Here is a 13208-nt window from a genome sequence, read left to right as displayed (position 1 = left end):
TTTACTTTTTTGCAAACCGCTCTTTCCATTTGGGAATCACATCACGGTTCGCAACAAATTCCGGCACCTCTCCCTCTAATGCTGCCAGGCAGTTTGCCGTAGCCTGGACGGCAATCCGCCGCAAGCCTTCCTCCGCGTAGCCTGCTGTGTGAGGCGTTAAAATCACATTGTCCATATGCAGCAAAGGATAATCTGGAGCTAACCCTTCCGTAACGAACACATCAATCGCCGCACCGGCAATCTTTTTATTTGTCAAAGCATCGATGAGGTCTTCCTGATTGATCAGAGCGCCGCGCGCATCGTTGACCAGCAATGCCGTTTCTTTCATCATCTCAAATTCTTTTTTCCCGATGATGCCCATGGTAGACTCCATCAGGGGCAAATGTACCGTAACAATATCCGAGCGGGAAAACAGCTCCTCCCAGCTTACCAGTTCTGCTCCGAAAAGCGCCGCGTCTTCCCTGGTAATAATCGGATCATAAGTAACTAAATGGACATCCCAGCCGGCAAGGCGTCTTGCCACTTGTTTTCCAATCCGTCCAAACCCTAAAATACCAACGGTCTTTCCATATATCTCGTGATTTGTCGTAGACGGATCTCTCCATCCGCCGTTTCTCAGATGCGCCATATTGTAGGGAATTTTTTTCAAAAGCGCCAGCATCGACGCGATGGCATACTCCGCCACCGTCAGGTTGTGAACCGGTGCATTGGCCACAATCACTCCCTGACGGGAAGCCGCCGCCAAGTCAATATTGTTGACACCCGTTCCATATTTACAGATCACCCGCAAATCCGGACAATTCTCGATCACACGGCTGGTAATGGTTTCCCTGGACATTCCAAAGAACGCATCCGCATCTTTGCACAATTCGATCAATTCCTCTTCCGAATATCCCTGATCCGCACAGGAAACCGGCGGGCCGACCACAACCTCGTAGCCTCTGTCAATCAGAACCTGAAAGGTATCATCCATCCCATCGTTTGGTTCTGCAATTACCACTTTAAAACGATTGTCCTTCATGGCTCATTCTCCTTGTTACCGGGCCCTTTTAAAAGGGCCCGGCTGTTTCAAATTTCATTCTGGTAAAACCAACAGATTTACTTTGTGCAGATATCCATAACCGCTTTCAGCAGATCGCTGCCGACTTCATCCTCGAACATATACCAGATATTTTCGCATTTTCCTTTGAATTCCGCAGCGTCGTTGATCTCATTAATCTCAACGCCTGCAGCTTTGATCGTATCCAGCATGGAAGCTTCCGTATCGGCATTGGTTTTTCTTGCGACTGGAAGAGATTCTTTTACAGAATCCAACAGAATCTGCTGCAGATCTTCCGGCATGCTGTTAAACTTATCCGCGCCGATCAAAAGACGGATAGGCGTAAAGGTATGGTTCGTCAAGGACATGTACTTGGTAACTTCCTGGAAGTTGTTGCTGTAATAAGTAGAAATACCGATTTCAAAACCGTCCACAGTTCCCTGCTGCAGTCCTGTGAAGATCTCCGTAAAGGCCATGGCCGTCGGGTTTGCTCCCAGCGCCTTGAACATTTCCAGATATACCGTGTTCTCCATGGAACGCATGGTGATTCCCTCCATATCAGAAGGCGTGAAAATCGGACGGGTATTGTTGTACATCTGGCGGAAGCCGCCGTCGTATACGCCAAGGCTCATAACGCCGTAGCTGTCCAGAATCGCCTGGTCAATCTTCGCACCTACTTCGCCGTCCACGATCTCCCAGATGGTCTCTTTATCCGGGAACAGATAGGGCAGATCCAGTACCTGGCATTCCGGAACGAAACCGCCGATGGGCGTATTGTTGATCAGCCCCATATCGATGGTTCCCATGGAGATTCCCTCAAAAGTGTCTCTCTCCGCGCCCAGAACGCTGTTGGGATAGAATTCGATCTTGATTCTGCCGCCACTCTTTTCCTCGACAATCTCCTGGAATGCATGAGCTGCGATAGCAAAGGGATCGATGTCGCTGTCTGCGGTTCCCCAGGCCAGCTGTAAAACCACTTCCGCGTCTGAGGTTGCCGGAGCTTCCGTCGCTGCGGCAGTCGTTGCGGCTTCGCTCTCCTTCGCAGCAGCCGTCGTCGCCGCGTCCGTCTTCGGAGCAGCCGTCGTGGTGTCGCCGCTGCCGCCGCAGCTTGCTAACGCACCGCACAGCATGGTTCCAGCCAGAAGAACTGCCAGTGTCTTTTTCATACTTTTCACTTTCATGTTTCCTCCTTCATTAGGCAAACGCCCGTTTATTATTTTCCTGCGCTTTACAGGGTGTAACCATCTTATAAAAAGGCCAATGTAAAGAATGGTATATACGTGATGAGCAGCAAAATCAAGATTTCCGCCAGCAGCATCGGCATCGCGTTCTTCGCAATCCGTTCAAATGGCTGCCCGGTAATTCCCGCCGCCACATATAAGGTGTATCCTACCGGAGGAGTGATATTTCCGATAGCAAAGTTGATTACAATGATCGCGCCCAGCTGAATCGGGTCGATACCGATGGCGTTTCCAATTCCTGTCAACACAGCGCAGAGGATGGTCATGGCAGAAATATTGTCCATCAAAGCGCCCGCGATCAGCAGCGCAACGTTCAAAAGGAACAAAACCACAAACTTATTGTCACTGATGGACAGGAAACCGGATACCAGTTTCGCCGGCAGCTGTTCGCTCGCCATAATCCAACCAAATAAGCTGGCGCAGCCTACCATAAAGACTACCATGGCCGTGGTTTTCACCGTATTGACCAGAATTCCCATCATATCGCTAAGCCTCAGTTCACGGTAGATAAAAAATCCAACCAGCAAGGCGTAGAAGCATGCAATACCACCAGCTTCCGTAGGACTGCAAATTCCGCCGTAGATACTGCCTAAAATGATAACCGGCATCAGCAGCGCCCAAATTCCATCTTTAAAAGCTTTGCCGACTTCTCCAAGAGACGCTCTTTTTCCCACTTTCTGAAAACCGCGTTTTTTTGCAATGATATAACTGCAGACGCAAAGGGCCAGGGCAATCAAAATTCCGGGGAGGATTCCAGCCAGGAACAAATCCGATACGGAAATTCCAGCCATCGTCGCCCAGAGAACCATGGGAATACTAGGTGGAATGATCTGCCCCAACGGTCCTACGGAAGCCACCAAAGCTGCAGAAAAATCCTCGTCGTAACCGGCTTTCTTCATCTCCGGAACCATAATAGAACCGATGGAAGCCGTCGTTGCGGGAGCCGATCCGGAAATCGCTCCGAAAAAGGCCGCCGAAGCAATGGAAGTCATCGCCAGTCCGCCGGTCAAATGGCCGATCAGGCTGCTCGCCGCGCGAATCAATCGTTTGGATAGACCGCCCTTTAGCATAACTTCGCCGGATAAAACAAAGAACGGAATCGCCAACATGGGGAAGGAGTCCATCCCCATATACATTCTCTGGGCGATCAATACCAACGGCATATCTCCGACCAAAAGGGCGATGACGGAGGAAATCGCGATCGCAAAGGGAAGGGGAACGCTGATAACAAATAAAAATACGAAACTAATGATCAGGACAACACCCATACTCATGATTTCTCTCCTCCCTCTTTCCTATTTTTCAGCATCTTTGTCAAGATTCCCAAAGACTGAATATCAATCAAAAGCCCGGATATCGGAATCGCCACATAGACCCAGGCGTAAGAAATCCGCAGCGTTGGCGTAGTCTGGCGGTAGTTTTTCATAATCAGCAAAATCCCGGAAACAATGATGACAACGCCGACCGCCATAAGCAGGATATAGACCAGATACTTCACTACTTTCCGTACTTTTTCCGGAAAAAGCTGAAAGAAAATCGTCACCGTCGGATGCGTGTCATCCACCACGCACAAACTCGCTCCCAGCATCACCAGCCAAATCTCCAAAAACCGGATCAGCTCCTCGGCAAAGGTCAAGGAACTGCCCAGCACTCTCCGCCGGAATACCTGTACCACCAAAACCAGCATCATAATACTAAGCAGGATTCCCGCCACATAGCCTGCAATCTTATATAAGATCTTGCATAGCTTTTCCATCTCGAACCTCCTTTATCTTTTTGCATCGCTCCATCCGTTGCTATTCATAAAGCCAAAGCGCTCCCTCATCGGAACCCCGAACCTGACTGCGGTAGGCTCGTAAAAAGCCGCTGACATTTCTTTCCGGCTTTATGATATGCTTTCTGCGCTCTTCCAGCTCGCTCTCCGGCACACACAGCTCGATCTTATGGTTATTCAGATCAATTTCAATCAGATCTCCGTCTTTTACCAAAGCAATCGGGCCGTCGTCCCAGGCTTCTGGGGCAACATGACCTACGCAGGGCCCTCTGGAAGCTCCGGAATACCGTCCGTCCGTCACCATCGCTACCGAAGTATGAAGCCCCATACCGACCAGCATAGCAGCAGGAATCGACATCTCCCGCATTCCCGGCCCGCCTTTTGGCCCTTCGTAACGAATCACCAACACAGAGCCTGGTTTTACTTCTTTATGCAGCATATAGTCCCGGACTTCCTCTTCCGATTCAAAGACAACCGCCGGGCCTTTATGGTAATACATCGCCGGGTCTACTCCTGTCTTTTTGACTACGGAGCCTTCCGGCGCCAGATTTCCAAACAAAATGGAAAAGCAGCCGTTTTCTGCCAAAGGATGATCCGCTTCATGGATTACATCCCGATTCACCCGCACCTTTAGTGTCTCCAACATTTTTCCGAGGGAAACATTTTCATAGACCATCTCTGCTTCCTTATCCCAGTAATCCTTCAAGGTACTTAAGACTGCCGGAACGCCGCCCGCCTGATGATAATCTTGTATGGAATACTTAGAAGATGGTTTTAGCTTCATAATGACCGGGACTTCCGACTGAATCCGTTCGAAATCCTTCAAGTCTAAGTTGACATCCAAAGTTCTGGCAACGGCAACCATGTGTAAAACCGCATTGGTAGATCCCCCCGTTGCAGAAACGTATCGGATTCCATTGGCAATGGATTTTTCATTGAAATACTGACGGAAGGTTCTGTTTTCTTTCGTCAGCTCTACAATGCGCTCTCCTACCGCACGGCTTTGCCAAATCTTTTCTGAAGAGCAGTACAGCATGGTAGCGGAACCAAAAGGAGCAATTCCAACCGCTTCCAGCATAGAACCCATGGTATTGGCTGTGCCAAACATGGAGCAGGTACCTTGGGAAAAACACATATGAGAGATGTACTCATCCATTGTATCCGCTGTGATTGCCCCGGACGCCTTCTTGCCAATGGCCTCCTTTAGATCACAAGTCACATAGGTACTGCCGTCGCTTGACTGGTATGGCATCATGGCGCCTGCCGTCAAAAAGAGGGACGGTTTATTCAGCCTGCTGGCCGCCATCAACATTCCCGGTACAATTTTATCGCAGGAACAAAGAAACACTAAACCGTCAAATCCATGGGCTTTTACCATTGCCTCCACGGACGCCGCAATCAGATCCCGCTGCGGCAGGACGCAGTGCATTCCTTCCCCTTGGGCCATACCGTCGCATGGCGCGGGAACGGAAAATTCTGCTGGAACGCCGCCGCCAGCCCAAACGCCTTCTTTAATCGCTTTGCTAATCTCGGCAAAAGGCTTATGCCCTGGGTTTACATCGGTATAGGAATTGACGATCCCGATGATCGGTTTTTTCAAATCACTTCTGCGAAATCCAACAGAAGCCATCAAACCCGAATAATACGCCTCTGTAACATCCTTGCTATTTCCTCGTGAACCCATTACTTCTCCCTGTCTTTCGACTTCCTTTTTTCATTCTCTAATGCCATTTTAGTAAAACTGTCCAACAAAGTAAAACAGCTATCTCCTCCTTTTTCAACAACCAAAAAGTTGTTATGAAATTCAAATATATAGGCATTATAATTGTATGAAGTCAAGCTCTATCCGGGAGGTCTTATGAACACAAGCCAAATGGTATTCCTGATTACAGCTGAAGAATTGAATTTTACCAAGGCAGCCAAACGCTGCTTTATTACGCAGCAAGCCTTGAGCAAACATATTCGAAAATTAGAGAATGAATATAACGTTGCGCTCTTTACACGAAAGCCTTCGGTTTCTCTGACGCCCGCCGGCCATGCGCTCTACAAAAAGCTTCTCCAAATTCAACGTTTGGAAAGCAACCTGAATATTGAATTAAAAGAAATCTCAGAGGGCAACCACGGAAACTTGCGCTTGGGACTAAACAGTTCCCGGGCTACCCGGATGCTTTCCGAGATATTTCCAAATTATCATCGATTGTATCCTCACGTTACCTGGTCCATCTATTCTGGGGACACCAATGAAATGAGTACGTTGCTTGGAAAAGGGGATTTAGACATGCTGATCGGCGTAGACGCCGTGATTCGTAAAGAATTTCATTATGTTCCGCTGGTGGAAGACAAAATTTACCTGATTGCGTCCCAGGGGCTGCTGGAAAGTACGGCCAAAAATGAAAATTGGGATTTGTCCGACATTATCCGGCATGGCCTGCCTCCGGCTTTGCTGCCAAATTTTCCGTTGTGCCTGAATTATTCTACCAGTACGCTGAATCAAGCGATCGAAAAATATTTAAACCTCCATCAAATCAGCCTGTCGCCGATTATCCGAATGAGTAACTATGACGCCCAGATCCGTTTATGCGCTTCTAAAATCGTGGCAGCTTTCTTCCCTACTTTTATGCTCCCAGAAGTTTTTCGCTACAATGAGACTTCTACGCCTGACACGTACCTGCATGTACTGTCTCTCAAAAATTTAAAGGAAACGCTGCGGATCGATTGCATTTATCCCAGCGGTCTGTACCTGCCGCACTATGCGTTACACTTTATCGATATGATAAAAGAATACTCCCTTGGATATCAAAGATATGTGGAGCTGTTTTTGCAGGGGAAGCATTAAAAAAATGATAGCCAAGCTCCTTTTTTCTCAAAGATAAGAAAAAGGCCTCCGGCCCAAAAGCCGAAGGTCTTTTTCTTTACATCAACCACATTGATACACCCTGCTTTGCAAAAAGCTATAGGCATATTGAGGGCATCTTTTCATGTAAGCATAAACAAACCAAAAATCAATTTATTGCCTTATATGTAACTTCCAAACCTTTATTCGGGTGATAAGACCAACTTACCGTTATCCCAAGATCACTAAATGTTTCTGATTGTCTCCCCATCAGTGCTGTTGTATTACTCATATCATCAACAATATAATCTGGCAAACCAAGAGCGCTATTTACAGCTAAAATCGCTGTTATACTGCCTGAAACAGTATAATCATCTATATCATATGGATTCGTATCAATACTTAAATAGCTGCCATCCGTGCCCAATGTTGCATAATCAGAACTGCAATATTCGTTATAAATAGCAGTAAAATCAGGGCCTGTCTTAACAGTTACAGTCAGGCTGTCGGTTTTTCCATCCGCTGTTACTGTGACAGTACAAGAACCATCTCCTTTTCCTGTAATTTTACCACTACTATTTACGATAGCAACGGATTTATTAGACGATTCCCAAGTGACTTCTGTATCACCGGCTTTATCGGGTGTAATCGTGTAGGAAACAGAAACAGAGTCTCCTGCCTTTAGTTCAACAGAAGATCTGGAAAGCACAATTTCTTCAACAGAGGGTTTTTTGAGAATTATTACTAGTGCTACAGCAACGACTGCTACAACTGCAAGAATAATTGGCAGAACTACTTTTTTCTTACTTCTCTTTTGAAGACCATCATTAAACTGATCCGTTGCAGAGTTTACTCCCGCATCAACAACGAGTCCCACTTTTTGCCCACATTTAGCGCAAAATGCTTGTCCATCCTGTAACTCGGCGCCACATTTACCGCATACATTTTTTTGAGGAGCATTTTTAGGCGTCCCGCACTTAGGGCAAAACTCTTGTCCGTCATCCAACGGGGTAGCACAATTTGAGCATACCGCTGTCGGGTTAGTATGCTGCTCCTCATAGTGCTGTTCAGAACAACCAGAAGTAGTGCATCCCTTGTTTTCCTCCCAGCATCTTTCATGATGAGGAATACCGCAAACAGGGCATACCTTCACCGTATCTTCCGCTTTGATTTCCGTTTTACAAAACGGGCAAATTTTACCGGTGTAATTTTCCATCGTAAATCCTCCTCTTCTCAATTTTGTATATGTTGCGCCCTATGGCATCCAACCTAAGTATGTGATTTGATAACCAGCACAGCCTTTCCCCTATTCTCAATCTATGTGATACCAAATTTCGCTGGAAGCCGTACTTGTAATGGCAGGCGAAATTTTCAATACATCTTTGTCATCATTTAGCTCAATCGTAAATGTTTCATATTTATCGCCAAACTGTTTGATTTTAATCTGGTTTTTACCAACGGGTTTCCACTCGTAAGTTCCGAGAGACCTATCGATCCAGCTGTAGCCGGTTTCCAGTCGGTACTCCATCTCGTCTTCGTCTATATCGAGCACCTTAAGTATAGAACCATCCACATCGTACCACTCTTTCACAAGAGCCTTTTTCAAATTTGCTTTGTTTATTCCGCTTATAACGAAGACAACAACGATAACGCACGCGACGGCAACCATCCCAATTAAAGCTTTTTTAGGGATTTTCTTGATTGATTTCGCTTGCTCTGGAATTTCTTCTTCCTTTTGCGATGCATACACGACTGCCTGTTCTTCCTCCTTCTTAATCAGATTAGCACCGCACTTGGGACAAACTGAACTTCCATCTGGTATGGCTTCTCCACATTTTACACAAAACATATCGGTATCCTCCATCAATTATAATCTAGTAGACTAACAGAACACGAAGTGATCTTAGAATTTTTCGTCACAGACAGCCGAAAGGACGTTGATTCTCCTGGTTCCAATCCCTCAGAGCCTACCGCATACGTCCAATCTGTATCGATAACATTACCACTCAAATCTTTGAACGATCCTTTTACTTGGACAAACTTATAGGTTTTGGTTCCATTATTCTTTACGCTTCCTGTACAAATTGTATATCCAGAATTACTTGTCACGCCATCCGCGGTAATTTTTAATACGGAATAATCACTCTTAGAGTTGTAGCTTGAAGAATAAAAACTACTAGAAGTGGACATATAGCCGCCTTTTTCATAAATGTCACTTCCATCTTTCAGATAACCTTTATTCGTGACAATTAAATCTTCAAACGTGTGAATTTTACCATTTTTATAATCCCATTTTTCTATGGATGTCTTCATATCCGCAGAGTCACTATAACTCCACTTATATATAGCAGTATCGCCATCAATAACGATTTGCCTGCTCGCTCTGCCGGAATCATCATAGTATGTATACCTTCCTTGAAGAGCAGATTTCATCTCCGCCTCTGATGAATATGTTGTGCGGCCAGCCAAAACAACGGCACGGCCGATAAAGATGGTTAATATGATTGTCACAACTACGCCAATCCCAATCTTGATATTTCGGCTTTTTTCAGCCTTTTCCTTTTCTTTTGCTTCTTGCTTGGCTCTTTCTTCACGCTCCTCCCTATTCTTATGATGCTCTGCAATCACGTCAGAAATATAGGTAAGATCCGTAATTTTAAAAATATCTGACTTTTTCACTTCGCAATTGGAACAGGATCCAAGATCGTTCGTATTATATCTGCCGCAACTGCACAACCATCCAAAATCAAAATCCTGAGGGAGATTCTTTGCTTCAGCAGAAACAACATCTCGAATTGCTTCCAGCGTTTCTTTTTCCGTTCCGTCAGTCTCAAACTCTTCAACCTCAAATTCTCTATTGTCTGCACCAGCATAACTCGTAATGGAACCATCCGCATAGCAAATTTGGCACTCCTCAAGTTCGAGCCTCCGAATATCACTATTGGGAATTTTTGCTTTGAGATTTTGGACCGATGTATTTTTATCAACACTAATATCCTGGATAATCAGATAAAATTTATCCTTTCCTGCAATCTGAACGACATCACCAAAAGAATTAAACCCTTTCGCGTTGAATTTAACTGCGGTAATCACACCGAACCCCAGATTGTCAAACGAAATTAAAGCTTTGGATACATCATTATCAACATCGATTTCACAAACGATGTTGATAATGTGCGCATTGATATCAATGATTTTCTTTTCAGTCTTCATAGTTGAACACGCTCCCGATTCAATGTTGGTTCGATCACTGCTTTCCGCCCACTCTCGATTCTCTCAACACTCAAAATCTATTCTATTCTAATTTTTGACAAAATATATTATACCTTATATAGGAGAAGAAAATCAAGATATTTTGTGCTAATAATTCATATTGCATAGCTAATTTTATTTAAATTTTCGGATTAGGTATCATGTTTTCTTCCTTTTTGCTGCCCAAAAGATTTTCCTATTCGATAAAAAACGGCCTCAAAGGATTGCTCCCTCAAGGCCGTCTCAGAATATTAAACTTTACCTTTCACGGAAAATTGTCCGTGTCCAAAAACAACAACAGATTTCTTCTTATTTATTGTTCAGAGCCGCCTGAGCCGCAGCCAGTCTTGCGATCGGCACACGGAACGGAGAGCAGGACACATAGTCCAGACCCACCTTGTGGCAGAACTCTACGGAAGACGGATCTCCGCCATGCTCGCCGCAGATACCCAGTTTCAGGTTCGGGCGGGTTGCGCGGCCCTTCTTGGCGCCCATCTCTACCAACTGGCCAACGCCGGTCTGATCCAGCTTTGCAAAAGGATCGGACTCGTAAATCTTCGCCTTATAGTAAGCATCCAGGAACTTACCAGCATCGTCACGGGAGAAACCGAAGGTCATCTGGGTCAGATCGTTGGTACCAAAGGAGAAGAACTCTGCCTCCTCAGCTACCTCGTCGGCCGTCAGAGCAGCACGCGGAATCTCGATCATGGTACCGATATGATATTCCATATCCGAGCCTTTTTCCTTCTTCACCTGCTCAGCAGTCTCTACTACGACATCTTTCACATATTTCAGTTCCTTCTTCTCGCCTACCAGCGGAATCATGATCTCAGGAACAATATCATAACCCTTCTCAGCCTTCACTTCGATAGCAGCTTCCATGACAGCGCGGGTCTGCATCTTTGCGATCTCCGGATAGGTTACGCACAGACGGCAGCCACGATGGCCCATCATCGGGTTAAACTCGTGCAGTCCGTCGCAGACAGCCTTTACTTCAGCAGGGGTCATACCCATATCTTTCGCCAGCTCCGCAATATCCTCCGGATCGGTGGGAACAAACTCATGCAGCGGCGGATCCAGATAACGAACGGTCATCGGCCGTCCCTCCAGAACCTCGTACATCGCCTTGAAGTCCGCTTTCTGGAACGGAAGCAACTCCATCAGAGCAGCCTCGCGGGCTTCCTGGGTCTTGGACAGGATCATCTTCCGAATCTTCGGAATTCTCTCCGGCTCAAAGAACATATGCTCCGTACGGCAAAGGCCGATACCCTCAGCGCCCAAGCGAACCGCATTGGCCGTGTCAGCCGGATTATCTGCATTGGTACGAACTTTCAGACGGCGGAACTGATCAGCCCATCCCATGATGCGGCCAAAGTTTCCGCTGACAGAAGCCGGTACCGTCTTGATATCGCCTACATAAATCTTACCAGTGGAGCCATCCAGGGAGATATAATCACCCTCGTGAATGGTCTCGCCGCCCAGGCTGAACACCTTGGCTTCCTCATCAATATTGATCGCGCCGCAGCCGGATACACAGGCAGTACCCATACCACGAGCCACAACGGCAGCATGGCTTGTCATACCGCCGCGTACCGTCAAGATACCCTCGGCCGCATGCATACCCTCGATATCTTCCGGAGAGGTCTCCAGACGAACCAGGATTACTCTCTCGCCGGACTCATGATGAGCCTTTGCATCTTCCGCGGTGAAATATACTTTACCAGCAGCAGCGCCAGGAGAAGCGGGAAGCGCCTCGCCGATCACCTTGCCAGCCTTCAGCGCGTCCTTGTCAAAGGTCGGATGCAGCAGCTGATCCAGGGACTTGGCATCGATACGGCAGACAGCCTCTTCCGGAGTAATCATTCCTTCATCTACCAGATCGCAGGCAATCTGCAGAGCAGCCTGCGCGGTTCTCTTACCATTTCTGGTCTGCAGGAAATACAGTTTTCCTTCCTGAATGGTGAACTCCATATCCTGCATATCGCGGTAATGGGTTTCCAGCTTATGAGCGATCTCCATGAACTGCTTATAGCACTCCGGCAGATCCTCTTCCAGTTTGGTGATCGGCTGAGGAGTACGGATACCAGCTACCACATCCTCGCCCTGGGCATTGATCAGGTACTCTCCGTAGATTCCCTTTGCGCCCGTGGAAGGGTTCCGGGTAAAGGCAACGCCAGTACCGGAAGTATTTCCCATGTTACCAAATACCATGGCCTGTACGTTGACAGCGGTTCCCCAATCGCCAGGGATATCGTTCATACGGCGATATACGATAGCACGAGGGTTGTCCCAGGAACGGAATACCGCTTTTACAGACTCCATCAGCTGATCCTTGGGCTCCTGCGGGAACTCGGAGCCGATCTCTTTCTTGTACAGCTCTTTATATTTTGCAATGACTTCTTTCAAATCGTCGGCGGTCAGATCCGTATCGAATTTCGCGCCTTTCGCTTCCTTTACTTCATCCAAAATTGCCTCGAATTTCGGCTTTGCGATCTCCATTACCACGTCGGAGAACATCTGGATAAAACGACGGTAGGAATCATAGGCGAAACGGGGATTTCCGGTCTTCTTCGCGAAGCCTTCCACCGCCACGTCGTTCAAGCCTAAGTTCAGGATCGTATCCATCATACCAGGCATGGAAGCGCGAGCGCCGGAACGAACGGAAACCAACAGCGGATCTTCCGTATCGCCAAATTTCTTGCCCTGGATCTCCTCCAAAGTCTTCATGTGATCGAAAATCTGTCCCTGAATTTCTTCTGAGATCTGTTTTCCATTGTTATAGTAATCCGTGCAGGCCTCGGTGGTCACCGTAAAACCCTGCGGTATCGGAAGGCCCAGGTTGGTCATTTCTGCCAGGTTGGCGCCTTTTCCACCAAGAAGATTGCGCATGTCCGCGTTCCCTTCTTTAAACAAATACACCCATTTTGCCATTTCTTAATCTCCTCCTATATTTGTTCTCCACTCCTGCCGAAGGGCAAGGTGAGAAATTCGAGTGTCAGAGGCCGCGGATCAGCCATTTCCAAGACTTTCCGCAAACCCAACTGCCATTATAGCATGGCCCTTTTTGTT

The 13208-nt window shown here is 47.0% G+C and carries 10 protein-coding genes; 1 reads left to right on the top strand and 9 read right to left on the bottom strand.

Translation table 11 applies throughout. From position 1 onward, the window contains the following. Window position 1 precedes the first annotated feature (1 nt). The 5 genes from ACCC71_RS04620 to ACCC71_RS04600 form a co-directional block, all read right to left on the bottom strand. Window positions 2-1021, bottom strand: coding sequence for a hydroxyacid dehydrogenase (locus ACCC71_RS04620; protein WP_434311253.1), 1020 nt, complete (start codon window positions 1019-1021; stop codon window positions 2-4). A gap of 77 nt (window positions 1022-1098) precedes the next feature. Further along, complete coding sequence (locus ACCC71_RS04615) at window positions 1099-2220, bottom strand: TRAP transporter substrate-binding protein (protein WP_434311252.1); 1122 nt, start codon at window positions 2218-2220, stop codon at window positions 1099-1101. A 65-nt stretch (window positions 2221-2285) separates the two neighbouring features. After that, window positions 2286-3554, bottom strand: coding sequence for a TRAP transporter large permease (locus ACCC71_RS04610; RefSeq protein WP_434311251.1), 1269 nt, complete (start codon window positions 3552-3554; stop codon window positions 2286-2288). Beyond that, window positions 3551-4036 carry a TRAP transporter small permease gene (locus ACCC71_RS04605; protein WP_434311250.1) on the bottom strand — a complete coding sequence of 162 codons (486 nt, stop codon included), beginning with the start codon at window positions 4034-4036 and terminating at the stop codon, window positions 3551-3553. The genes ACCC71_RS04610 and ACCC71_RS04605 overlap by 4 nt, the downstream gene beginning before the upstream one ends. A gap of 40 nt (window positions 4037-4076) precedes the next feature. Beyond that, window positions 4077-5738, bottom strand: a complete 1662-nt coding sequence (locus ACCC71_RS04600; protein ID WP_434311249.1) for a dihydroxy-acid dehydratase — start codon at window positions 5736-5738, stop codon at window positions 4077-4079. A 174-nt stretch (window positions 5739-5912) separates the two neighbouring features. Here ACCC71_RS04600 and ACCC71_RS04595 point away from each other — a divergent pair, with 174 nt between their 5' ends. Continuing rightward, window positions 5913-6890: a LysR family transcriptional regulator gene (locus ACCC71_RS04595; RefSeq protein WP_434311248.1), complete on the top strand. Its 978-nt coding sequence runs from the start codon at window positions 5913-5915 to the stop codon at window positions 6888-6890. A 166-nt stretch (window positions 6891-7056) separates the two neighbouring features. On the opposite strand, the gene ACCC71_RS04590 is transcribed toward ACCC71_RS04595, so the two are convergent. The 4 genes from ACCC71_RS04590 to ppdK all read right to left on the bottom strand — a co-directional run bounded on the left by ACCC71_RS04590 (window position 7057) and on the right by ppdK (window position 13070). Then, complete coding sequence (locus ACCC71_RS04590) at window positions 7057-8103, bottom strand: zinc-ribbon domain-containing protein (protein WP_434311247.1); 1047 nt, start codon at window positions 8101-8103, stop codon at window positions 7057-7059. A gap of 96 nt (window positions 8104-8199) precedes the next feature. Then, window positions 8200-8736, bottom strand: a complete 537-nt coding sequence (locus ACCC71_RS04585; RefSeq protein WP_434311246.1) for a zinc-ribbon domain-containing protein — start codon at window positions 8734-8736, stop codon at window positions 8200-8202. A gap of 14 nt (window positions 8737-8750) precedes the next feature. Continuing rightward, window positions 8751-10100 carry an FxLYD domain-containing protein gene (locus ACCC71_RS04580; RefSeq protein ID WP_434311245.1) on the bottom strand — a complete coding sequence of 450 codons (1350 nt, stop codon included), beginning with the start codon at window positions 10098-10100 and terminating at the stop codon, window positions 8751-8753. Between the two features lie 348 nt (window positions 10101-10448). After that, entirely contained in the window at window positions 10449-13070 is a 2622-nt protein-coding gene (ppdK, locus tag ACCC71_RS04575) for a pyruvate, phosphate dikinase (protein ID WP_434311244.1), read from the bottom strand. Window positions 13071-13208: the final 138 nt, after the last annotated feature.

The sequence above is a fragment of the Hominifimenecus sp. rT4P-3 genome (assembly GCF_051055405.1).
GTDB lineage: Bacteria > Bacillota > Clostridia > Lachnospirales > Lachnospiraceae > Pseudolachnospira.
Note: the sequence above shows the minus strand (reverse complement) of the source record. Positions and strands in the feature narration are given on the sequence as shown.